Source organism: Gemmobacter serpentinus (assembly GCF_008973825.1).
GTDB classification, from domain to species: domain Bacteria; phylum Pseudomonadota; class Alphaproteobacteria; order Rhodobacterales; family Rhodobacteraceae; genus Gemmobacter; species Gemmobacter serpentinus.
In genome coordinates this window covers 17747-39423 of sequence record NZ_WCHR01000015.1, presented here as the reverse complement: position 1 = coordinate 39423, position 21677 = coordinate 17747, and the positions used below count along the sequence as shown (strand labels likewise).

Sequence of the window (21677 nt, the reverse complement as noted above, 5' to 3'; positions counted from 1 at the left end):
ATAGCGGGCAGGATCAGGTCTCGTCATCTCAGACCATTAACCCCATGGATTCCCCGTGTGAATCCTGCTCCCTGGGGACTTCTGCAACAAAGCCGTCGGACGGCAAGAAGATGCCCGACAGCCGCTCGATCCGGCGGAGGATCACGCCAATATGGAGGGCGTTGCGGCGGGAGGAGTCGTGATGGTCAGTGTCCGCGCTGGCCCGGATCAGGCGGTCTTCCGACCGCCCTGATCGTCGACGTCATGGACCAGCCGGGGCTTCGGCCGGAAGGCGCTGGCCACGGCGTCGACCCCGGCGCGCAGGGGCGAATCCATCAGGTGGGCATAACGCAGGGTCGTCTGCATCTGGCTGTGACCCAAGAGCTTGCCGATCATTTCCAGCGAAGCCCCGCCACTGACCAGAAGCGATGCGAATGTGTGGCGCAGGTCGTGAATCCGGACGTCCTGCAATCCGCACTGCTTCTGGAGCTGCGCCCAGAAGCGGCGCACCTCCTGCACCGGCTGGCCGGGAGTGTCGCCGGGGAAGAGCCACGGCGATCCTTTCGGCACCAGCAGCTGCCGCTGGCGCACGATGGCGGCGGTTTCGTCCGAGATCGGCACGCGATGGGCGCGGCGCTGTTTCGTCATGGTGGGCGGCTTCGACCAGCTCATGTGCTCGAGGTTGAACTGCTCGAACCGGGACTGCCGCACCTCGCCCAGCCGGGCGCCGGTCAGCATGCACATGCGGATGATGTCGGCCGCGCGCCGATCCTCGGCGGCTTCCAGCGCGGCGGCAAGCTTGGCGATCTCGTCCTTGGAGAGGAAGCGTTCGCGCGGCGTCTCGGTGCGGCGGTGGTCACGGCCGAACGCCTGCGCGAGCGCGGGGTGCGGTGAATGGCATGGTGTCACGTCCCCGGCACGGGTTGTCCCTCTGCGCAGGCGGCGGAGGCCTTGATCTGGGCCTCATGCTCGCCGAACCCGGATATCACACCCGCGCCTTCGTCGAGTGGGAGGACTGGCCTCGCGCCGTCCTCGTCGCCGCCCAGCGCGCGGGCTACTTCGCCCCGGCCCCTATCTGGACCGATCTGCGCAGCTTCGATGCACGGCCCTTCCGCGGCGCCTTTGACGCCATCCTCGCCGGATACCCTTGCCAGCCCTTCAGCGCGGCCGGAAAGCGTGGCGGCGCCGACGATCCCCGCTACCTGTGGCCCGACGTTGCGCGCGCCATCGGCGAATGTCGCCCGGAATGGGTCTTCCTCGAAAACGTCGCCGGGCATGTCACCCTCGGCCTTGAAACCGTCCTGCGAGAGCTTTGGGGATTGGGCTACACGCCTGCGGCGGGCCTGTTCTCGGCGGCAGAGGTCGGCGCACCGCACGAGCGGCTGCGGATCTTCATCCTGGCCCACACCGATGAGCCTGCACCCCGGTACCGGCCGCTACAACCCGGCCGGGAACAGCGACTTTACCCGGAAGGCCGAGGCGCTTGCGCTGGGCATCGCAAAGGCCCTGCCGAACCACTGGCCGACCCCGGCCGCCCAGAACTGGAAGGGCAGTTCGGAAGCGAGCATCATCCGCATCGACGGCAAGTCTCGGATGGACCTGCTGCATTACCGGGCGGAGCAGGGCTTCACCCGCCCGGCCCAGCCGACCTTGCCGGATGGGCCGCGGTCCTTGCCACACGCCCCGATCTCGCGCCCGCTCTGGGCTTCGATGATTGCCTCGCATGGGCGCGTCGTCTCGCGGCGGATCCTGAAGGGCCGGTCGCGGCGGCGGCTGAACCCGCTCTTTGTAGGATGGCTGATGGGCTGGCCCATGGGGCACGCGCTCTGCGCCTGCTCGGCAACGGAGTTCACCCTCTGGCAGCAGCACATGCGTGGCGCGCTCTCGCAGCTGCCCATGGCCTCGGGCCCGTGGATCTGGCGGCCAACAGATGCCGCCCAGCGCCCGGCGCAGATGGATTTCCTTGAAGGATTGCAGCCATGACTTTCCACGGCCGCGTCAGCGGCACCAGGATCAAGCGCGCGGTGGGCGTGCAGGCCGCCCTTGAATGGGCGTTCCGGATCGAACAGGCGCAGCTCGAGCTGCCCCTGCCCCCGGACGTCACCGAGGAAGGGTTCGGCTTCGGCCTGGAATACGTCCTGCTGCAACGGGCCGTGCTGGGCTGCAAGATCGACGGCGGCCAGCACAAGATCGGCGGCTACACCCACGAGGATGCCGAGGTGATCGCCGCCGCCGTCGCCGGGATCCCTGACAGCCTCGGCGGCAAGCGCATGGCGATCCGCGTCGCCGAACTGGCCCGCACTGGGCTGACCCCGGACTGGATGCCCGGCGCCGTCCCGCGCTGCGTGCCGACCATCGTGAAACAGAACCAGCATGGGACGCATGCGGGCGCCATCGTCGTGGGCACCGAACGCATCCGGGTGCGGGGAGCGGGCGCGCGCGCCACATGGAAGACCATCGACATCCTGGCCTGCCCGGTCACCTTCTCTCCCCATCCCCATCAGATCGAGGCCGCCCGGCGCGGCTATGACGACTGGTGGCAGGCACTGGGCTGGGTGCGCGAGGGGCTGATCGCGGGTGGGATGCTGCGCGAGGTCGAGGTGACGGATGCCATGCCGAAGGCACGGCCGTGGGAAAGAACCCTACCAAGCCGCTGTTAGCGGCTGGATTTCGCCCTCTGGCTGAAATACCGTCTGAAAAAGACTTACCAGGGGGCAGATTTCACAATGGCATCAATCGACAACGGCTCGGACCTTGGCATAGAAGCCGCCCTTTTCAAAGCTGCGGACAAGCTGCGCGGCAACATGGAGCCGTCGGATTACAAGCACGTCGCCCTCGGCCTGCTCTTTCTCAAATACATCTCGGATGCATTCGAGGCCAAGCGCCTGGAACTCTTGCCGGAAGATGCGGAGGTGCCGCAAGGGACTAGGGTGAAACCCTCAGAAGACCGGGACGAGTACGCTGCGGAAAACATCTTCTGGGTGCCTCCGACGGCACGTTGGTCTCATCTTCAAGCAAACGCCAAGCTGCCCTCGATCGGAAAGATGATCGATGAAGCGATGATCGCCATCGAGAAGGACAACGAAAACCTCAAAGGCGTCTTGCCAAAGGACTATGGCCGCCCGGCCCTGAACGCTGTCATGCTGGGCGAACTGATCGACCTGATCTCGGGAATCGCGCTGGGCGAGGGCAAGGACAAGTCGCGCGATCTGCTGGGCCGGGTCTATGAATACTTCCTCGGCCAGTTCGCGGGCAGCGAGGGTAAGCGCGGTGGCGAGTTCTACACCCCCCGCTCGGTCGTGCGCACCATGGTCGAGATGCTGGAACCCTACAAGGGCCGCGTCTATGACCCCTGCTGCGGGTCGGGCGGCATGTTCGTGCAGTCGGAGAAGTTCGTCGAGGCCCACGGCGGCCGTCTGGGCGACATCGCCATCTACGGGCAGGAATCCAACTACACCACCTGGCGGCTGTGCAAGATGAACCTTGCCGTGCGCGGGATCGACGCCGATATCCGCTGGAACTCGGAAGGCACCTTCCACAAGAACGAACTGCCCGACCTGCGCGCCGACGTGATCCTGGCCAACCCGCCCTTCAACATCTCGGACTGGGGCGGCGAACGGTTGCGCGAGGATGCCCGCTGGAAATACGGGATTCCCCCCGCGGGCAACGCGAACTTCGCCTGGTTGCAGCACATCCTGCATCACCTGTCGCCCACCGGCACGGCAGGGGTGGTGCTGGCCAATGGCTCGATGTCCTCCACCCAGTCGGGCGAAGGCGAGATGCGCCGCGCCATGATCGAAGGCGAGGTGGTCGATTGCATGATCGCCCTGCCGGGGCAACTGTTCTATTCCACCCAGATCCCGGCCTGCCTGTGGTTTCTGGCCAAGGACAAGTCGAACGGCATCGCGCGTGACCGCAAGCTGCGTGACCGTCGCGGCGAGGTGCTGTTCATCGATGCGCGCAAGCTGGGCTTCATGGTGGACCGGACGCGGAAGGAGTTCTCCGACGCCGACATCGCGCAGATCGCCGAGACCTATCACGCCTGGCGGCTGGGTGAGGGTTACGCCGACGTGCCGGGCTTCTGCAAATCGGCGAGCCTTGAGGAAATCCGGTCCCACGGCCACGTCCTGACCCCGGGCCGCTATGTGGGGGCCGAAGCGGCGGAGGAAGACGAGACGCCCTTTGCTGAGCGCTTCGCGACATTGCAGGCGCAACTGGAGGCGCAGTTTGCAGAGGCGGAGGAGCTGACGGCAACCATCCGGGCGCGGCTGGCGGGGGTTGGGGTGTGATGCAAGAAGCGCTTCTTGCCGATCTCCTGACATTCACCCGTGACGGCGAATGGGGGAACGGGGAACCCACGGAGGGTTGCTCACCGGCGCTTGTCGTGCGCGGGACGGATTTTGAGCGCGTCCGAGTGGGAAATCTCGACAGGCTGCCTTTGCGATATATCCGAAGTGACATTCTAAAGCGAAAAACCATCGCCGTTGGTGACACCTTGATTGAAACCGCAGGAGGAACGAAAGACCAACCTACCGGACGGTCTGTTTTCATTCCGGCTTCGGTAGTCGGCGCCGCTGAGTTTCCTTTGGTCTGCGCCAGTTTTGCGCGATTTTTGCGTCCTGACCCGAACCGCGTTGACCCGCAATTCCTGTTCTGGAAGCTCCAAGACGAATACCACTCCCGCCGGATGATGCCTTACCACGTTCAGCACACTGGCGTTGCCCGGTTTCAATACACCCAGTTTGCCGAGAGCTACCTACTTTCCTTGCCTCCCCTCCCCGAACAACGCGCCATTGCCGCCACCCTCGGGGCGCTGGATGACAAGATCGAGCTGAACCGGAAGATGAACGCCACGCTGGAGGCCATGGCGCGGGCGCTGTTCCGCGACTGGTTCGTCGACTTCGGCCCCACCCGCGCCAGGATGGAAGGTCGCGCCCCCTACCTCTCCACCGACCTCTGGTCCCTCTTCCCCGACCGCCTGGACGCCGATGGCAAGCCGGAGGGGTGGGAGGTTTCGTCGATCGGTGAAGAGGTGCGCGTTGTCGGCGGCTCGACCCCCAGCACCAAGGAACCGGACCTTTGGGACGGCGGCATCAACTGGGCCACACCGAAGGATCTGTCCGCCCTTGCCGCGCCCATCTTGCTTGAAACCTCGCGGACGATCAGCGCCGCAGGCCTTGCGAAGATCAGTTCGGGCCAGTTACCCGTGGGGTCGCTCCTGCTGTCGTCCCGCGCGCCGATTGGCTACCTCGCCATCGCCGAGGTGCCGGTGGCGATCAATCAGGGTTTCATCGGGATGGTCTGCGACAAGCGGGTGTCCAACGTCTTTGCCTGGCTCTGGACGCTGGAAAACATGGAAGCGATCCTCGCCAAAGCGAACGGCTCAACCTTCCAGGAGATCAGCAAAGGCAACTTCCGCCCGCTGCCCGTAGTGATCGCACCAGAGCCGATGCTCAATGCTTTCGATGCCATAGCGAAGCCGCTCTACGAGCGCATCGCCAAGAATGAACGCGAATCTCGAACCCTGGCTCAGACCCGCGACCTTTTGCTGCCGCGTCTCATGTCTGGAGAGATCCAGATTCAGCTGGAAGAGATGGCAAGCTGAGCATGGAGTATTTTCGTCAACGGTTCATCGATGAGTTGAACGATGAAGGTCCGGTGAAGATCCGAACCTTCGAATGGCCAAGCGTGGACGTGTTCAAAGCCATGGCCCCTGAACTGTTCGATGCCCACTTCGTCGACTGGCTGGAAGGCGTCAAGGATGCCGCAAAGGATCGTGCTCGGGAATTCCTCAAGGAGTACGGTTGCCTGGAGCGATTCAACTGGTTGTCCGCCAGATGCGCACAAGAGCGCGTCATGCCTTTTGTGGGTGCAGGGCTGTCTCGGTCGACCGGTTACCCCCTTTGGGGAGACTTCTTGCGTACGCTGACCGCAGACTATGCCGCTTGCCGCCCAGAACTCGACGCGCATCTTGCTGCCTGGCGGTACGAAGAAGCCGCCCAGCTGATGCTGGACCGAATGGGGGCCGCGATCTTTGACGAAGCAGTTCAGAGCACTTTTGGACACCGCAGGAGAATCTCGGGCCCGGTTCAGCTGCTACCCTTTGTGTTTCGGAGGGGGGCAGTTACAACGAATTTCGACTACGTGCTGAACGAAGTTTACAACACCGCGGGGAACCGGTTCAGGCTCGAGCTGGCGGGCGCTTATCTGGGTGAAGCCCCGAGGCGAATAGGCGATCAACCTCATTGCCTTCTTCGACTGCACGGCGAGGCTGATACGGCGATAGGTCGCGTACTTACTCGAGCCGAATATGAAGCCAGTTATGGTGCAGAGGGACTCTATCGAGATATTCTGCGCGACACCATCAACAGCACAAGCCTGCTTTTTCTTGGATGCAGTCTCAACATTGACCGCACAATTGCGGCTCTTGTCGAACTGAAGGCTGCCGCGCGCGTTGCAACTCCGAGGCACTTCGCGTTTTTGCCTCTAACCGAGGGCTTGGATCGGGAGGCACGGCGCACTGAACTCGGCGCAGCAGATATTCACCCAATCTGGTATCCGCCCGAGAACCATGACCAAGCCATCGAAGATCTGTTGATCTCCCTGATGGAAGGTGGGTTTCATGATTGATCCCTGCAGACTTTCATTGGGAGTTTCCGGAAAGGGAGGGATCAAATGACCACCTTGAGCGAAGCCGAAATCGAAGGCGTCCTTCTCGATCAACTCCTTCAGTTGGGCTACTCTTGCCTCAATGATGCTGTCTCGGGTCCCGATGGCCATGCCCCTGAGCGGGAGGCCTATTCCGACACCATTTTGGCAGGCCGACTCCGAGATGCCATCGCTCGGCTTAACCCACAAATCCCTGACGATGCACGCGAAGATGCCCTGCGGCGGGTTGTTGCTTCAGATCGCCCCTCGCTCATCGAAGAGAACCGCCGTCTGCACCGCTTTCTGGTCGAAGGCGTGCCGGTGGAGTACCGGGCCGAGGATGGCACGATCCGCGGCGATGCCGTGCGGTTGGTGGACCCGGAGGATGGTCTGAACAACTGGCTGGCGATTGCGCAGTTCACGGTGATCGAGAACGGCAACAACCGCCGCCCGGATGTTGTAGTGTTCCTGAACGGGCTGCCTGTCGGCGTTATTGAGGTCAAGAAACCAGGGGCAGAGAACGCGACGCTTGCTGCAGCGTTCAACCAGTTGCAGACCTACAAGGCACAGATCCCGTCGCTGTTTCGCGTCAATGCCGTGCTGGTCACGACCGATGGCATCCAAGCCCGCATCGGTTCGCTCACAGCGGATCTGGAACGCTTCATGCCTTGGCGCACAACCGATGGCGCCGAAGTTGCGCCCAAGGGTGCGCCAGAAATGCCGGTCCTCATTGAGGGTGTGTTTGCGCGGCCGCGCCTTTTGTCGCTGATGCAGGACTTCACGGTGTTCGGCGACACGTCAAACGGGCTCGCGAAGATCCTCGCGGGCTATCATCAGTTCCACGCAGTGAAGCGCGCGGTCGCCAGCACCGTCGAGGCTAGCCGGTCAGGCGGCGACCGCAAGGCGGGAGTGATCTGGCATACGCAAGGGTCGGGCAAGAGCCTGCTCATGGCCTTCTATGCGGGTCAGCTAGTGCGTGATCCAGCGATGGAAAACCCGACAATCGTGGTGATTACTGACCGAAACGACCTAGACGACCAGCTTTTTGCCACGTTTTCTATGTGCCGCGACCTGATACGCCAGACGCCGGTTCAGGCGGACAGCCGCGAGGACCTTCAGAAGGCGCTGTCCCGTGCCTCGGGCGGGGTGGTGTTCACCACAATCCAGAAGTTCGCGCCCGAGAAGGGCGAGGCCTATCCGCTGCTGACCGATCGGCGAAACGTCGTTGTCATCGCGGACGAGGCCCACCGCAGCCAGTACGGCTTCAAGGCACGGATCGAGAAGACCGGCGAGATCGCCTACGGCTTCGCCAAGCACCTGCGCGACGCGCTGCCCAATGCGTCCTTCATCGGCTTCACCGGCACGCCGATCGAACAGGACGACGTGAACACGCCCGCCGTGTTCGGCCATTACATCGACGTCTACGACATCAGCCGCGCCGTCGAGGACGGGGCGACGGTGCCTATCTACTACGAGAGCCGCCTCGCACGGATCGAGCTGCCCGACGAGGAAAAGCCGAAGGTCGACGCCGAGATCGAGGAACTTACCGAGGACGAGGCCGTCAGCGAGCAGGAACGGCTCAAGCGGAAGTGGTCGACCGTCGAGGCGCTGGTCGGGGCCGAGAAGCGGCTGCGCATGGTCGCAGAGGACCTCGTCGCCCATTTCGAGGCGCGGGTGCAGGCGATGGACGGGAAGGCCATGGTCGTCTGCATGAGCCGACGCATCTGTGTCGACCTCTACAACCAGATCGTCGCGCTGCGTCCCGACTGGCATTCGGACAACGACAGCGCCGGGCTGGTAAAGATCGTGATGACCGGGTCAGCCTCGGACCCCGAGGCTTGGCAGCCCCATATTGGCAGCAAGGCCCGGCGCGACCTGCTGGCCAAGCGCGCGAAGGACCCGAAAGACCCGCTGAAGCTGGTGATCGTGCGGGACATGTGGCTGACCGGCTTCGACAGCCCGTCGATGCACACGATGTACATCGACAAGCCGATGCGGGGCCATGGGCTGATGCAGGCCATCGCCCGAGTGAACCGCGTATTCCGCGACAAGCCTGCCGGGCTAATCGTCGACTACATCGGGATCGCCCAGAATCTGAAGTCGGCGCTGGGCCAGTATTCCAAAGCGGACCAGGAACAGGCCGGGATCGACGAGGGCGAAGCGGTCGCAGCTCTTTTGGAACGCCTGGATGTCGTGCGTGCCATGTTCCACGGCTTCAACTACTCGGCCGGATTGACCGGCACCCCGCACCAACGACTTGTCGCGCTGGCCGAGGCGCTAAACTGGGTTCTGGCCAGACAGGACGAAGCCGCACAGCGCGAAACCGACAAGGAGGCCAAGAAGGCAGCGCATCGCCGATATCCGGATGCAGTTCTGGCACTCTCCAAGGCGTTCGCACTTTGCTCGGCCAGCGACACGGCCCGCGGAGTTCGCGACGAGGTTGGCTTCTTCCAGACGGTGCGCGCGGCCATGGTCAAGGCGGCCGACACGTCCGGCCGTTCGGCCGCTGACCGCGACCTCGCGATCCGCCAGATCGTCAATGACGCTGTCGCCTCGACCGAGATTGTGGACATCTTGTCTGCAGCCGGGCTGTCGTCACCCGACATTTCAATCCTGTCGGACGATTTCCTGGCCGAAGTTGGCCAGATGGATAAGAAGAACCTCGCACTCGAGGCCCTGAAGAAGCTGCTGAACGACGAGATCCGGTCTCGGAGCCGTTCCAACGTCATCGAGACCCGGAAGTTCTCGGAACGGCTGGAAGAAGCTATCGCGCGCTATCACACCAACGCCATCAGCACGGTAGAGGTTCTTCAGGAGCTGATCGCACTAGCCAAAGACGTTCGCGACGCACGAAGTCGCGGTGAAGAGGCCGGGCTCACACCAGAAGAGGTCGCCTTCTACGATGCGCTGGCCGACAACCAGAGTGCGGTTGACGTGCTCGGCAACAACCAGCTGAAAGTCATCGCCCATGAACTGCTGACGGGACTCAAGGCCAACGTCAGCATCGACTGGGCGCACCGCGACAGCGCCAGGGCGCGTCTGAGGGTCCTCGTCAAGCGCATCCTGCGGAAGTACGGTTATCCACCAGACCTCGAAGAGGCCGCTGTAAGGGGCGTGCTTGCTCAGGCTGAGGCGATGCTATCGGAAATTTCGAGGTGATATGAATTCATTGTGCAAAGGGGGAAAACTGACCTGCAATCGAAACTGCTGAACGTCTGAGAAGGTCGGCTGCATGAAATTCAAACCACGCAACCTTCGCGCAATCGCCGAAATGGTCATTGGGGATGCTGAGCATTTTCCACGTCGATCTAGCTTTTATATCACCAAGTTTTTTGAAGAGTGCGATCTCGACTTCGTTCACGATGGGAGCACGCGAGCGATCTGGACTTCCCAGCGCCTCGAAGAGCTTTTGGAAGAACCCCAACCCGCCGCCTTTCAGCTGCCGACGCGCTTTGTCGCTTTGCTCCGGACGCTAATGGACCCTCGGGAGGCAGAGGACGATGACCTAGACCGAAGCAAAGCGTTGGCATCGCTGAACGAGCCGCTGACCAGGGAGGGCTATCAAGCCTACTACGATGAGGATCGGACGCTGCAGATTCGCCACGTCGGTAGCAAGACAGTGTCCACGGCGACCAATCCCCATCGCCCCTTAACCCCCAAAGAAGCGGAGCGTAAGAGACAGCTGAACGCCTATCTCGACACGTGCAGCGAAGATGAGCTGATAGAAGAAATCCTTTTGCCACTGTTCCGGCAACTTGGTTTCCACCGACTGACAGCCGCTGGTCACGCTGACAAGGCCCTCGAGTATGGCAAGGATGTTTGGATGCGCTTTGTCCTGCCCACCCAGCACGTCCTGTACTTTGGCATTCAGGCGAAGAAGGGAAAGCTTGACTCAGCCGGGATGACGAAGGGATCGAATGCCAATATTGCCGAGATATATCAGCAGGTCTTGATGATGCTGGGGCATGAGATATTCGATCCGGAGACGAGCAAAAAGGCCCTTGTCGACCATGCCTTTATCGTTGCCGGTGGCATCATTACCAAGCAAGCGCGCAATTGGCTGGGAGGAAAGCTCGATGCCTCAAAGCGCAGCCAGATCATGTTCATGGACCGTGAAGACATCCTGAACCTTTATGTCACCTACAATATTCCCCTCCCGGAGAAAGCCCTGCCAAAGCTCGACGCGTTGCCGGACGAGATTCCGTTTTGACCGGTTTGCAGGTCGAAGGCTAGGTTTCGGCATCCCCCCTCCTCTGGTTCCTCCCTGGCCCCGAACGTATGCGGGGGGGCGCAGCGCGGCGGTTCGCTAGCGTGAGGCAGTTTCACCGGGGAAGCCAGGCGGAAGCCACCTTGCGACCTTATGCCGGAATTCGTGAGTCAGATCAGCGGCTTGCGGAATCGGGAGCTGGCCGGGGTGGATTCCCGGCGGGAAGCCAGGGAAGCCACCTCCGGGGAAGTCAGGTGGCCAGAAGCCACCTCGGGAAGCCAATTCTTCAGAAGCCGTTGAATCCGCTTCACTTTTCGGCTTGACAGACCTGCCCCCATTGACCTACCCCTCGATCATCGAAGAATTGCGCCCGGAGGACACCCCTCGCGGGCGCTTTTCATTTCCCTCCCCACATCCCGAGCCACATCCCATGGACCTCGTCTTCGCGCCGAGCCAGGTAGAGTCCTGGCCGATTGCCCGGCTGCGCCCATATGCCCGCAATGCCAAAATGCATGGCGACGACCAGGTGGCGAAGATCGCCGCCAGCATGGCCAAATTCGGCTGGACCGTCCCCTGCATGGTCGCCGACGACGGCGAGCTGATTGCAGGCCATGGCAGGGTGCTGGCGGCGACCATGCTCGGGCTGACCGAGGTACCGGTGATCCGGCTCAGCCATCTCGACGAGGCGGAACGCCGGGCCTACCGGATCGCCGACAACAAGCTGACCGAACTGGGCGAATGGGACGAGGCGATGCTGCGCGACGAGATCGCGGGGCTGCTGGCCGAGGATTTCGACCTGACGCTCTTGGGCATCAGTGACGACGATCTGGATGCGCTGCTGCGGGATCCCGAGGCGCTGGGCGGCGATGGTCCGGTCGAGGGCGAGGACGATGTTCCGGAGCTTCCGGTCACGCCGGTGTCGGTGCCGGGCGAACTCTGGCAGCTGGGCGCGCACCGCCTGATCTGCGGTGACAGCACGGCGGCGGATGTGGTGGGGCGGCTGCTCGGGGATCTGCGCCCCCTGCTGATGGTGACCGACCCGCCCTATGGCGTAGAATACGATCCCTCCTGGCGCAATCAGGCGGGCGCGGCCAAGACGAAACGCACCGGAAAGGTGCTGAACGACGACCGGGCCGACTGGCGCGAGGCATGGGCGCTGTTCCCCGGCGACGTGGCCTATGTCTGGCACGGCGCGCTGCATGCCGCGACCGTGGCGGACAGCCTGACCGCCGCGGGTTTCGCCATCCGGTCGCAGATCATCTGGGCCAAGGACCGGCTGGTGCTCAGCCGGGGCGATTACCACTGGCAGCACGAACCCTGCTGGTATGCGGTGCGCGCCAAGGGCAAGGGTCACTGGGCGGGGGACCGCAAGCAGACGACGCTGTGGCAGATCGCCAACCGGGATCAGGATGCCGACACCGTGCACGGCACCCAGAAGCCGGTCGAATGCATGCGACGGCCGATCCTGAACAATTCCAGCCCCGGCCAGGCGGTGTATGAACCCTTCATGGGATCCGGCACCACACTGATCGCGGCCGAAACCACGGGCCGGGTCTGCTTCGGGATCGAGTTGAACCCGGCCTATGTCGACGTGGCCATCGAGCGCTGGCAGTCGTTCACGGGTCAGGAGGCCGTGCTGGCGGAGACCGGCGAGAGTTTCGCCGCCCTCAAGGCCAAGCGGCTCGCGGCATGAATGCGCCACTCTTGCCTGGCCGCATAGAGCATTGGCCGCTGTCCCGCCTCCGCCCCTATGCGCGGAATGCCAAGACCCACGATGCCGACCAGGTGGCGAAGATCGCCGCCAGCATGGCCGAGTTCGGCTGGACCGTGCCCTGCCTCGTCGCTGCCGATGGCGAGCTGATCGCGGGCCATGGCCGCGTCCTGGCCGCAGTCCAGCTCGGGCTGGTCGAGGCTCCGGTCATCGTTCTGGGCCATCTGACCGAAGCGCAGCGCCGGGCCTATCGCATCGCCGACAACAAGCTGACCGAACTGAGCGGGTGGGACGAGGCGCTACTGCTCGAGGAACTGCGGGGCCTTATGGCCGAGGATTTCGACCTCGGGCTGATGGGCATCCCCGAGGACGAGCTGGACGCGCTGCTGCACGATGCCGACGACCGCGCGCCCATCGATGACGACACCGCCGACACCATCCCTGACGCTCCGGCTGACCCGATCACCCGCCCCGGCGATATCTGGGCGCTGGGCGAGCATCGGCTGATCTGCGGCGATGCGACCGACCCGGCCGTGGTGGCGCGGCTGATGGGCGGGGCGCAGGCAGCGCTGATGTTCACCTCCCCGCCCTACGCCCAGCAGCGCGACTATGGCGCGGCGAAGGAGAAGGTCGGTGATTGGGATGCGCTGATGCAGGGTGTCTTCGCCACAGCGCCGGTCAATACCGATTCCCAGCTGCTGGTGAACCTCGGCCTCGTCCATCGCGATGGCGAGTGGGTTCCGTATTGGGAGGGCTGGCTCGATTGGATGCGTGCGCAGGGCTGGCGGCGGTTTGGCTGGTATGTGTGGGACCAAGGGCCGGGCCTGCCCGGCGACTGGAACGGCCGCCTCGCGCCCTCGCACGAGTTCATCTTCCACTTCAACCGCCATCCCCGGAAGCCGAACAAGACGGTCGAGAGCAAGCACGCAGGCGAAACCCTCGGTGGCGGCGGACTGCGCGGGGCCGACGGCACGGTCCATCGCAAGACCGGCACCGGCAACGCGATCCAGAGCCATCGCATCCCGGACAGCATCTTCCGGATCATGCGCCACAAAGGGGGCTTGGGCGCCGCCGGATCCCACCCGGCCGTGTTCCCCGTGGCGCTGGTCGAGGCGGTGCTGGAGGCCTTCACCGATCCCGGCGACCTGGTGTTCGAACCCTTCTGCGGCTCCGGAACCCAGCTGATCGCCGCCGAACGCACCGGACGGCGCTGCTGCGCGATGGAACTGGACCCGGTCTACTGCGACGTCGCGGTGCGGCGGTGGGAGATGGCGACGGGGCGGACAGCCAGCCGGGTCAAGGGAGCCGAGGCGGCGACAAAGCCTGCGCGCCGGTCGAGAAAGCGCGCATGACCCAGTCCCGCCGCATGTCGTTGGTCGAGGCCGCAACCAACGTGATCGTCGGCTATACCCTCGCCGTCGGAATGCAGATCGTGGTGTTTCCCGTCTTCGGCATTCACATCGCGCTGGGCGATCAGCTGTCAATCGGGCTTGCCTTCACAGCCATTTCGCTGGTGCGAGGATATGTGTTGCGCAGGCTGTTCGAGAGATTCCGTTGACGGGTAATCCGCAGTTCTCTACCGCTTGCCCAAACGAAGGCTCAGAATTGAGCTTTGACGGCGGCATAAGCCCTCTCAGGTCGGCAGTGAAAACCCTGACGGCATCGTTGTACGGACTGCAGAACCACGAACGATCGGGTCTCGCGCGAGCATAAGCTTCCCGCCGGGGAGCGCCCCTCCAAGGCGCCGCGCATTCGCTTCTCACGAAGTTGAATGGAGACCCCTTGGATGGGAAAGCTGTCGAATATTCGTCGAACCAAGATGCTGGCGCAGGGCGGCCGGTGCTATTACTGCGACCTGCCGATGTGGGATCCGGAGCTGGATAATGCCGAGCCGGAAATCTGCCGGGCACCAGCCATGCGGAAGTACCTCCGCTGCACGGCAGAGCATCTGCACCCCCGCTCTGACGGCGGTGCCAACGTGGCCGCGAACATCGTCGCCGCCTGCTGGTACTGCAACACAAGGCGGCATCACAGGAAGGAGCCACCCTCCCCGGACATCCATCGCGCCCGAGTCCGAGAGAGGATGGCAAATGGGAAATGGCTGGCCGCGCAACTGAGAGACATCAGCAACACTGTCGGCCCGGGTTCGGGTGCCAGAAGGGTCTGATGCTGCAATCCTGATCAGGGCAGCTTGTATACCGTCCCCCTGCCCTCGACCTTCTCCGTTGCGATGGGCAGGCCCAGCTTCTTCTTCAGGGCACCTGAGATCGAGCCCCTGACCGTGTGCGCCAACCATCCGGTCGCCGCGACAATCTCGGCGACCGTCGCTCCCTCGGGGCGCTGGAGCATGGCGATGATCTGCGCCTGCTTTGTGCCAGCGCGGATGGCGACGGGTTTCACGGTTTCGCTGTCGCAGGGCATCTGCACCGGTTCCGGCTGCGGCCTCGCCTTCCGCACATTGGCGACGGCGCTGGCCACCACTGGCTCGATCCCGATGGCCTCCAGCCCGGCCTCAGTGGCGATCAGCGTGGTGCCGTGGCCGTCGCCGGTCTCGCGCCACATCGGCTCGCTGCGGCGCAGGTTGGCCTCGACCTCCTCGAGCCAGCCGCGGGCAATCATCTTGCCGACGACCATCTTGGCCGCGGCGCCGACCAGCCCCTCGGGCAGCGGCAGGGCGAGGTTGCCGGGCCGGGTCGCGGCGCGGGACAGGATCATAGTCTGGGTGTCGGACGGGGTGGTCATCGGGGCCTCCGTGGCTGTGGGCGCGCGGTGTGCGTGCCTTCTACGGAGGCAAGCCCCGTCGTCGGACGGGGCGGCCGTCGCGCCGTGTGGGCGCGTCAGGCGGCGTGTTCGCCTTCCTTGAAGGCGCTGTCGGTGATCTGGCGCAGCAGGCCCGCGTAGTGCTTCAGCGCCCCGACGTGCCCCCAATGGATCTCGTCGGGGTGGGCCTCGAAGTGGTCGTCGCTAAGGGCCTTCAGGCGCTCAAGCATGGTGTCGATCTCGGCCTTCGCGGCGATGAAGGCGTCGAGGGCTTTGGAATTGTCGGTGGCGCGGCGGGTGGTCATGGCGGGGCATCCTTCGGTGAGTTGCATCGTTCTGGTGCGAACACCATCGCTCTGTCGGGCGAATGATCGTAGGCAAATCGGAGCAATATCAGTGCCTTCTGATCGCTCCGGTCAGATCAGCCGCATCTCGGCCAGCGTGTGGCTGGCGGCACCCAGCTGGGCGGTCGGCAGTTCGATCTTGAGGTGCGACAGGACGTCAGACGCCTCGGCCGGGATCCCGCTCTCGCGGAGCGCCTGCTCGATGACCTCGGCGATGGCGTCCGGGCGGCTCAGATCGAAGCCCTCCGGAAGGGTGGAGTAGTCGATGCGGATGGTGGTCGTAGTCATGGTGAAGCCCTCCTGGGATCGGCGCGATGCGGCCTGCTGATGGACGACAGAATCGCTCCAGAGGCGGAGACAATCAACGGGAATGATTGTCTTTTCCTGTTTATTTTCAATATCTTGATAGGTATCTCAGCGCCATGAAAGGCATGAGCGAACGCGAGTACGCGGCCCATTCCGGCCTGTCGCGCGGCGGGGTGCAGAAGGCGCGCAAGAACGGGCGGTTGGTGGTCCATGACGACGGGTCGATCAACGCCGCGGCCTCGGACGTGCGGCGGGCGGAAATGACGGACCCCGACCAGCAACGCCGGTCTCTTGGTGGCGATGGGCTGGCCAGCGGCCCCGGGGACACGACATCGTACATCAAGGCCCGCACGGCACTCACAGTCTATGCGGCTCAGGAACGCCAGCTGGCGGTGCAGAAGAAGAAGGGCACGCTGGTCGACCGTGCGCGGGCGGAAACGCTGGTGTTTCGCCTGGCACGGCAGGAACGGGATGTCTGGGTCACCTGGCCCGGACGGGTGGCCGCACTGATGGCGGCGCAGATCATGGCGGAGGTGGAACGGCAATCCGGGGCATCGGTGACGATCGAGACCGCGATCATGCAGAGGGTGCTGGAAGCCCATGTCCGCGAACAGCTCGACGCCCTCGCCGACCTCCGGGTCTCGCTTGCATGATGAGGATGACGACAACGACCTGACCGCGGGTCTCGATCTCGGCTTTGACGGCGCTGAAGACCTGCTCCGGGTCTGGCGGCAAGGCCTGCGCCCCGATCCGAACCTGACGGTATCGGAATGGGCGGATCAGCATCGCTGGCTGTCCTCGCGGGGCGCGGCGGAGCCGGGGCGCTATCGCACCGCCCGTGCCCCCTACCTGCGCGAGATCATGGATGCGCTCTCGCCCGGTCATCCCGCCCAGCGCATCACCTTCATGAAGGCGGCGCAGGTGGGCGCGACCGAGGCCGGGAACAACTGGATCGGCTTCGTGATCCATCACGCCCCGGGGCCGATGCTGGCGGTGCTGCCGAGCCTCGAACTGGCCAAGCGCACATCGCGCGGCCGTCTTGATCCGCTGATTGCGGACAGCCCGGTGCTGCGCGAACGGGTGAACCCGGCACGGTCGCGGGATGCGGGCAATTCGATGCTGTCGAAGGAATTTCCCGGCGGCATCCTGGTGCTGACCGGGGCGAACAGCGCCACCGGCCTGCGGTCGATGCCTGCGCGCTACGTGTTTCTGGACGAGGTCGATGCCTATCCCGCCTCGGCCGACGAGGAGGGCGATCCGGTCACGCTGGCTGAGGCCCGAACCACCACCTTCTCGCACCGGCGCAAGGTGTTCATGGTCTCGACGCCCACGATCCGTGGGCTGAGCCGGATCGAGCGCGAGTTCGAGGCATCGGACCAGCGGCGCTACTTCGTCCCCTGTCCGCATTGCGGGGCGATGCAATGGCTGCAATTCAACAGGCTGCGCTGGGCGAAGGGGAAGCCGGACACCGCCGCCTACCATTGCGAGGGTTGCGAAAGGGCCATCGCCGAGCACCACAAGACCGAGATGCTCGCCCGCGGCGAATGGCGGGCGACGGCGGTTTCCAGGGATCCGAAGGCCATCGGCTTCCACCTCTCGGCGCTCTATTCGCCGCTCGGGTGGAAAAGCTGGTCCGACGTCGCGCGGGAATGGCTCGCGGCCCAAGGATCGGACGAGACACTGCGCGCGGCGCGCAACACGCTTCTGGGCGAGACATGGGTCGAGTCGGGCGACGCGCCGGAATGGCAACGGTTGGCGGATCGGCGCGAGGCCTGGAAGCCGGGCACGGTGCCGATGGCGGGGCTGTTCCTGACCGCCGGGGCCGATGTGCAGAGGGACCGGATCGAAGTCGATATCTGGGCCTGGGGCCGGGGCATGGAAAGCTGGCTCGTCGATCACATCGTCATTCCGGGCGGGCCTGACGACCCCGCCGCTTGGGACAAGCTGACGGCCCTGCTCGGCCGGTCGTGGCAACATGCCAACGGCGCCTTCATGACCGTGGCGCGGCTTGGCATTGATACCGGCTACGAGGCCGCGGCCGTCTATGCGTGGTCTCGCAAGGTCGGGTTTGAACAGGTCGCGCCCCTGAAGGGGCTTGAGGGCTTCAACCGGGCCGCCCCGGTTTCTGGCCCGACCTATGTCGATGCGACCATCGGCGGGAAACGCCTGCGCCGCGGCGCGCGGCTCTGGTCGGTGGCCACGGCAACGTTCAAAGCAGAGACCTACCGGTTCCTGCGGATCGAACGCCCCTCGGACGAAGACCGGGCGATGGGCATCCTCGATGCGCCGGGGACCATGCACATCCCTGGCTGGGCCGACACCGAATGGCTGAAGCAGCTGGTGGCAGAACAGCTGGTCACGATCCGCAACAAGCGCGGCTATGCCCATCAGGAATGGCAGAAGATGCGCGAGCGGAACGAGGCGCTGGACTGCCGGGTCTATGCCCGCGCTGCCGCGTGGATCCTCGGCGCCGACCGATGGGACGAGGCCACCTGGCGGCGGCTCGAGGCACAGGCGGGCGTGGAAACGCGCATGCCTGCGGCGGTCGCGACGGACGCCACACCACCCGATCCGACCCAGCCCAAGGCCGGAACCCTGACCACGCCGCGCCGGAAACGGCGGGCCTACACCCCGAACTTCATGAGGGACTGATGGACCTGGAACGCATGCAGGCCCTGCTGACCGCGCTGCAGGAAGCCCGCTTCGCCGGGCTGCGCAGCGTCAGCTACGACGGCAAGACCGTGACCTATGGCTCGGACGCCGAACTGGCGACGGCCGTTCGCGATCTCGAGGCACGGGTTGCAGCGGCTTCGGCCACGCCACGCCGCCGCCGCTGGGGCACGGTCGCCACGAAGGGTCTGTGACCATGGTGCTGGATGCCTTCCGCGCGCGGCTCGGGTCCATCATCGGTGGCTTCGACGCCGCGCAGTCCCACCGCCGCATGCGCGGGTTCCGGGCCACGCGGGCGCATGTGAACACGCTGATCGCCGCCTCGGGCGAGACGATCACCGCCCGGGCGCGCTGGCTGGTCAGGAACAATGGCTACGCCGCGAACGCTGTCGACGCCTTCGCGAACCATGTCGTCGGCGACGGCATCAAGCCTTCGTCGAAGATCGCAGAGGCTGCGAAGAAGGAGGAGTTGCAGAAGCTCTGGCTCGCCTGGACCGACGAGGCCGATGCCGAGGGTCTGACCGACTTCTTCGGCCTGCAGCGCCGGGCCGCGCGGGAGGTGTTCCTGGCGGGTGAAGTGTTCCTGCGCATCCGGACGCGACGGCCGGAGGACGGGCTGACCGTGCCGATGCAGCTGCAGATGCTGCCCTCAGAAATGCTGCCCCAAGACATGACGCGCATCCTGCCCGGCGCGGGTTCAATTCGACAGGGGATCGAGTTCGACGGGATCGGACGCCGCGTGGCCTACCACTTCCTGCGCCGTCATCCGGGCGACATGACCGATCAGGGGATGGCGGGAGAGACGGTGCGCGTGCCCGCCTCCGAGGTGATTCACATCCTCGACCCCGTCGAGGCGGGCCAGCTGCGCGGGGTGTCGCGCTTTGCGGCGGCGGTGGTGAAACTCTTCACGCTCGACCTCTATGACGATGCGGAACTGGAGCGGAAGAAGACCGCCGCGATGTTCGCGATGTTCATCACGTCGCCCGCCCCGGAAACCGCCCTCGATCCGGCCGAGGACGATCTCGAGGTGGAGCCGGGCCAGGTGGTGAGGCTGGACCCCGGCGAGGATGTCACCACGCCGTCCACCCCGGACTCAGGGTCCACCTATGAGCCCTTCCAGTACCGCACGCTGTTGCAGATCGGCGCGGCGCTGGGCGTGCCCTATGGCTATCTGACTGGCGACACGGCGAAGGGCAACTTCTCGAACACCCGGATCGCGCTGGTGGACTTCCGCCGCCGCATCTCGGCCTTCCAGCATTCTGTCATGGTCTATCAGCTCTGCCGCGCCGTCTGGATGCGCTGGATGGACATGGCGGTGCTGGTCGGTGCCATTGATCTAACGGGTTATGCGACGGAGCGGCGGCAATACCTTGCTTGCGACTGGCTCCCCACGAAATGGGACTGGATCGACCCCGCAAAGGATGCCGCGGCCGAGATCCTGCAGATCGAAGCGGGGCTGAAGTCCCGCACGCAGGCCATCGCGGAGCGCGGCTACGACGCAGAACAGGTCGACCGCGAGATCGCCGCGGAACGCAAGCGCGAGGCCGCGCTGGGTCTCGACTTCCGGCGGCCCGGATCGCCCGCGCAGGCGGCGGGCGGCGGCAGCGAGGATCAGGGCGGAAAAACTGACCCTGACAAAGAGGACCAGCGCGAGAACGACGACGGCGAGGACCGGGAACCTCGGACCGCGGAGGAGGGATGATGCATCACACCCAGATCGCCCAGCGCGTCTTCAACACGCCCCTGATGGTCGATCCCGCCAAGGCGCTGGCCTTCCTGACCGGGCTTGACCCACGGATCACCGGCAGAGAAATCAGCGTCGAGGGGGTCGAAATCGCCGCCGAAGCGCGGGAGGCCGCCAGCATGACCGTCCGGGCGTCGTTGTTCGGTGATGATCTGACCAACCGCCAGGCTCGGAATGGTGGCCAGCCATTCGCTGTGGTGGACGGGATCGCCGTCATCGAGATCGCGGGCACGCTGGTCCATCGCGGTGCCTGGATCGGGCAATCCTCCGGCCTGACCTCCTACGAGGGCATTGCCGCCCAGCTTCAGGCGGCGCTGTCCGACCCTGCCATTCGCGGCATCGCCCTCGACATCGACAGCTTCGGCGGCGAAGTGGCGGGCGCGTTCGACCTCGCCGACCGCATCCGCGCGGCTCGTCAGGTCAAACCCGTGCAGGCTTTCGTCGCGGATCACGCCCTCTCGGCCGCCTATGCGCTTGCCTCCCAGGCTGACCGGATCATCCTGCCCCGCACCGGCGCCGTTGGCAGCATCGGTGTCGTCGCCATGCACAGCGATATGAGCGGGGCGCTCGACCAGAAGGGCATCGCCGTGACGCTGATCCATGCAGGCGCCCGCAAGGTCGATGCGAACCCGTATCAGCCCCTGCCCGAGGCCGTCCGCGCCCGGATCGGGGGCGAATTGGAGGACCTGCGCCAGCTCTTCGCCGAAACCGTCGCCGAAGGGCGCGGCCGCCGCCTCGACACCCTACGCGCGCTGGGCACCGAGGCCGCCGTTTTCCGCGGAGAGGCGGCGGTCTTCGCCGGTCTCGCCGACGAGGTGGCCGATCCCGTCACCGCCTTCCGCGCTTTCGCCGCCGCACCCCGCGGCACATCCACCCTCACATCCAACCCCAAGGGAAAGGGCCCGATGATGACCACCGCCCCCGAAGATCATGCGCAGCCTGTGCCCGCGCCTGCCGCAAGCACCCCGCCGGAACCGGCCCCGCCCGCGGCAAGCGCGCCGCCGCAAACCGCGGCGGCCGACATGTCGCCCCAAGCGATCCGGGCCGAGGCGGCCGAGGTCGCTCAGGTCTGCGCGCAGGCCGCGCGTCTCGGCGTCCAGATCGATGCCGCCGATGCCGTGGCCAAGGGCGTGAAACCCGAGGCCCTGCGCGCCAAGGTGCTGGCCGATCTCGCCGCGCGCAGCGATGCCGCGGGCATCATCGCAACCGCCCCGGCGGCGGGCGCGAAGGAAAGCCCCATCGTGGCGGCCGCGAAGAAATCGGCCGCCGCCTCGCGCTGACATTGGCGCTGGCCACCGGCGACAGTCG

At 65.0% G+C, this 21677-nt stretch carries 19 protein-coding genes and 2 pseudogenes; 17 read left to right on the top strand and 4 right to left on the bottom strand.

Annotation, left to right across the window (positions count from 1 at the left end; all coding sequences use genetic code 11):
• Positions 1-207: 207 nt before the first annotated feature.
• A pseudogene (locus tag GBJ34_RS08290) lies at positions 208-831 on the bottom strand (site-specific integrase); the annotation flags it as partial.
• 47 nt (positions 832-878) lie between these two features.
• Here GBJ34_RS08290 and GBJ34_RS20760 point away from each other — a divergent pair.
• The 12 genes and pseudogenes from GBJ34_RS20760 to GBJ34_RS08235 form a co-directional block, all read left to right on the top strand.
• A pseudogene (locus GBJ34_RS20760) lies at positions 879-1334 on the top strand (DNA cytosine methyltransferase); the annotation flags it as partial.
• Between the two features lie 55 nt (positions 1335-1389).
• Positions 1390-1962 carry a DNA methyltransferase gene (locus tag GBJ34_RS20755; RefSeq protein WP_226341093.1) on the top strand — a complete coding sequence of 191 codons (573 nt, stop codon included), beginning with the start codon at positions 1390-1392 and terminating at the stop codon, positions 1960-1962.
• A complete protein-coding gene (locus GBJ34_RS08280) occupies positions 1959-2639 on the top strand; it encodes a hypothetical protein (protein ID WP_151718801.1) in 681 nt (226 codons plus the stop codon). The genes GBJ34_RS20755 and GBJ34_RS08280 overlap by 4 nt, the downstream gene beginning before the upstream one ends.
• A gap of 66 nt (positions 2640-2705) precedes the next feature.
• Positions 2706-4268 carry a class I SAM-dependent DNA methyltransferase gene (locus GBJ34_RS08275; RefSeq protein ID WP_151718800.1) on the top strand — a complete coding sequence of 521 codons (1563 nt, stop codon included), beginning with the start codon at positions 2706-2708 and terminating at the stop codon, positions 4266-4268.
• A complete protein-coding gene (locus GBJ34_RS08270) occupies positions 4268-5584 on the top strand; it encodes a restriction endonuclease subunit S (protein ID WP_151718799.1) in 1317 nt (438 codons plus the stop codon). The genes GBJ34_RS08275 and GBJ34_RS08270 overlap by 1 nt, the downstream gene beginning before the upstream one ends.
• Before the next feature lie 2 nt (positions 5585-5586).
• Positions 5587-6609 carry an SIR2 family protein gene (locus GBJ34_RS08265; protein ID WP_151718798.1) on the top strand — a complete coding sequence of 341 codons (1023 nt, stop codon included), beginning with the start codon at positions 5587-5589 and terminating at the stop codon, positions 6607-6609.
• Between the two features lie 45 nt (positions 6610-6654).
• Positions 6655-9786: a type I restriction endonuclease subunit R gene (locus tag GBJ34_RS08260; RefSeq protein ID WP_151718797.1), complete on the top strand. Its 3132-nt coding sequence runs from the start codon at positions 6655-6657 to the stop codon at positions 9784-9786.
• 73 nt (positions 9787-9859) lie between these two features.
• Positions 9860-10837: a hypothetical protein gene (locus tag GBJ34_RS08255; protein WP_151718796.1), complete on the top strand. Its 978-nt coding sequence runs from the start codon at positions 9860-9862 to the stop codon at positions 10835-10837.
• A 427-nt stretch (positions 10838-11264) separates the two neighbouring features.
• Entirely contained in the window at positions 11265-12527 is a 1263-nt protein-coding gene (locus tag GBJ34_RS08250) for a site-specific DNA-methyltransferase (protein ID WP_151718795.1), read from the top strand.
• Positions 12524-13897 (top strand): site-specific DNA-methyltransferase, encoded by a 1374-nt coding sequence (locus GBJ34_RS08245; protein ID WP_151718794.1) that lies wholly within the window; start codon positions 12524-12526, stop codon positions 13895-13897. Before GBJ34_RS08250 ends, GBJ34_RS08245 begins: the two co-directional genes overlap by 4 nt.
• The gene (locus GBJ34_RS08240) at positions 13894-14103 is read left to right on the top strand and encodes a DUF7220 family protein (protein WP_151718793.1); all 210 of its coding nucleotides are present in this window, start codon (positions 13894-13896) and stop codon (positions 14101-14103) included. The genes GBJ34_RS08245 and GBJ34_RS08240 overlap by 4 nt, the downstream gene beginning before the upstream one ends.
• 228 nt (positions 14104-14331) lie before the next feature.
• On the top strand, positions 14332-14712 hold the full coding sequence (locus GBJ34_RS08235; protein ID WP_192931148.1) for an HNH endonuclease: 381 nt from the start codon (positions 14332-14334) through the stop codon (positions 14710-14712).
• Positions 14713-14726: 14 nt separating this feature from the next.
• Here the strand turns inward: GBJ34_RS08235 and GBJ34_RS08230 are convergent, their stop codons facing one another.
• From GBJ34_RS08230 to GBJ34_RS08220, 3 genes are all read right to left on the bottom strand, one after another.
• Positions 14727-15287 (bottom strand): DUF3489 domain-containing protein, encoded by a 561-nt coding sequence (locus tag GBJ34_RS08230; protein WP_151718791.1) that lies wholly within the window; start codon positions 15285-15287, stop codon positions 14727-14729.
• Positions 15288-15382: 95 nt separating this feature from the next.
• Positions 15383-15610, bottom strand: a complete 228-nt coding sequence (locus GBJ34_RS08225; protein WP_151718790.1) for a hypothetical protein — start codon at positions 15608-15610, stop codon at positions 15383-15385.
• Positions 15611-15721: 111 nt separating this feature from the next.
• The gene (locus tag GBJ34_RS08220; protein ID WP_151718789.1) at positions 15722-15937 is read right to left on the bottom strand and encodes a hypothetical protein; all 216 of its coding nucleotides are present in this window, start codon (positions 15935-15937) and stop codon (positions 15722-15724) included.
• Between the two features lie 134 nt (positions 15938-16071).
• Here GBJ34_RS08220 and GBJ34_RS08215 point away from each other — a divergent pair, with 134 nt between their 5' ends.
• From GBJ34_RS08215 to GBJ34_RS08195, 5 genes are read left to right on the top strand one after another with little or no spacing between them, the layout of a single operon-like run.
• Positions 16072-16608 carry a hypothetical protein gene (locus GBJ34_RS08215; protein ID WP_151718788.1) on the top strand — a complete coding sequence of 179 codons (537 nt, stop codon included), beginning with the start codon at positions 16072-16074 and terminating at the stop codon, positions 16606-16608.
• Positions 16556-18607: a phage terminase large subunit family protein gene (locus GBJ34_RS08210; protein WP_151718787.1), complete on the top strand. Its 2052-nt coding sequence runs from the start codon at positions 16556-16558 to the stop codon at positions 18605-18607. The genes GBJ34_RS08215 and GBJ34_RS08210 overlap by 53 nt, the downstream gene beginning before the upstream one ends.
• Positions 18607-18819, top strand: a complete 213-nt coding sequence (locus GBJ34_RS08205) for a phage head-tail joining protein (protein ID WP_151718786.1) — start codon at positions 18607-18609, stop codon at positions 18817-18819. Before GBJ34_RS08210 ends, GBJ34_RS08205 begins: the two co-directional genes overlap by 1 nt.
• Before the next feature lie 2 nt (positions 18820-18821).
• Positions 18822-20327 carry a phage portal protein gene (locus GBJ34_RS08200; protein ID WP_151718785.1) on the top strand — a complete coding sequence of 502 codons (1506 nt, stop codon included), beginning with the start codon at positions 18822-18824 and terminating at the stop codon, positions 20325-20327.
• The gene (locus tag GBJ34_RS08195; RefSeq protein ID WP_151718805.1) at positions 20327-21649 is read left to right on the top strand and encodes a S49 family peptidase; all 1323 of its coding nucleotides are present in this window, start codon (positions 20327-20329) and stop codon (positions 21647-21649) included. The genes GBJ34_RS08200 and GBJ34_RS08195 overlap by 1 nt, the downstream gene beginning before the upstream one ends.
• Positions 21650-21677 lie beyond the last annotated feature (28 nt).

Excerpts from the sequence above, each read along its gene's own strand:
- GBJ34_RS20755 (WP_226341093.1), top strand. The coding sequence starts at position 1,390 with ATGAGCCTGCACCCCGGTACCGGCCGCTACAACCCGGCCGGGAACAGC.
- GBJ34_RS08280 (WP_151718801.1), top strand. The coding sequence starts at position 1,959 with ATGACTTTCCACGGCCGCGTCAGCGGCACCAGGATCAAGCGCGCGGTG.
- GBJ34_RS08275 (WP_151718800.1), top strand. The coding sequence starts at position 2,706 with ATGGCATCAATCGACAACGGCTCGGACCTTGGCATAGAAGCCGCCCTT.
- GBJ34_RS08270 (WP_151718799.1), top strand. The coding sequence starts at position 4,268 with ATGCAAGAAGCGCTTCTTGCCGATCTCCTGACATTCACCCGTGACGGC.
- GBJ34_RS08265 (WP_151718798.1), top strand. The coding sequence starts at position 5,587 with ATGGAGTATTTTCGTCAACGGTTCATCGATGAGTTGAACGATGAAGGT.
- GBJ34_RS08260 (WP_151718797.1), top strand. The coding sequence starts at position 6,655 with ATGACCACCTTGAGCGAAGCCGAAATCGAAGGCGTCCTTCTCGATCAA.
- GBJ34_RS08255 (WP_151718796.1), top strand. The coding sequence starts at position 9,860 with ATGAAATTCAAACCACGCAACCTTCGCGCAATCGCCGAAATGGTCATT.
- GBJ34_RS08250 (WP_151718795.1), top strand. The coding sequence starts at position 11,265 with ATGGACCTCGTCTTCGCGCCGAGCCAGGTAGAGTCCTGGCCGATTGCC.
- GBJ34_RS08245 (WP_151718794.1), top strand. The coding sequence starts at position 12,524 with ATGAATGCGCCACTCTTGCCTGGCCGCATAGAGCATTGGCCGCTGTCC.
- GBJ34_RS08240 (WP_151718793.1), top strand. The coding sequence starts at position 13,894 with ATGACCCAGTCCCGCCGCATGTCGTTGGTCGAGGCCGCAACCAACGTG.
- GBJ34_RS08235 (WP_192931148.1), top strand. The coding sequence starts at position 14,332 with ATGGGAAAGCTGTCGAATATTCGTCGAACCAAGATGCTGGCGCAGGGC.
- GBJ34_RS08230 (WP_151718791.1), bottom strand. The coding sequence starts at position 15,287 with ATGACCACCCCGTCCGACACCCAGACTATGATCCTGTCCCGCGCCGCG.
- GBJ34_RS08225 (WP_151718790.1), bottom strand. The coding sequence starts at position 15,610 with ATGACCACCCGCCGCGCCACCGACAATTCCAAAGCCCTCGACGCCTTC.
- GBJ34_RS08220 (WP_151718789.1), bottom strand. The coding sequence starts at position 15,937 with ATGACTACGACCACCATCCGCATCGACTACTCCACCCTTCCGGAGGGC.
- GBJ34_RS08215 (WP_151718788.1), top strand. The coding sequence starts at position 16,072 with ATGAAAGGCATGAGCGAACGCGAGTACGCGGCCCATTCCGGCCTGTCG.
- GBJ34_RS08210 (WP_151718787.1), top strand. The coding sequence starts at position 16,556 with ATGTCCGCGAACAGCTCGACGCCCTCGCCGACCTCCGGGTCTCGCTTG.
- GBJ34_RS08205 (WP_151718786.1), top strand. The coding sequence starts at position 18,607 with ATGGACCTGGAACGCATGCAGGCCCTGCTGACCGCGCTGCAGGAAGCC.
- GBJ34_RS08200 (WP_151718785.1), top strand. The coding sequence starts at position 18,822 with ATGGTGCTGGATGCCTTCCGCGCGCGGCTCGGGTCCATCATCGGTGGC.
- GBJ34_RS08195 (WP_151718805.1), top strand. The coding sequence starts at position 20,327 with ATGCATCACACCCAGATCGCCCAGCGCGTCTTCAACACGCCCCTGATG.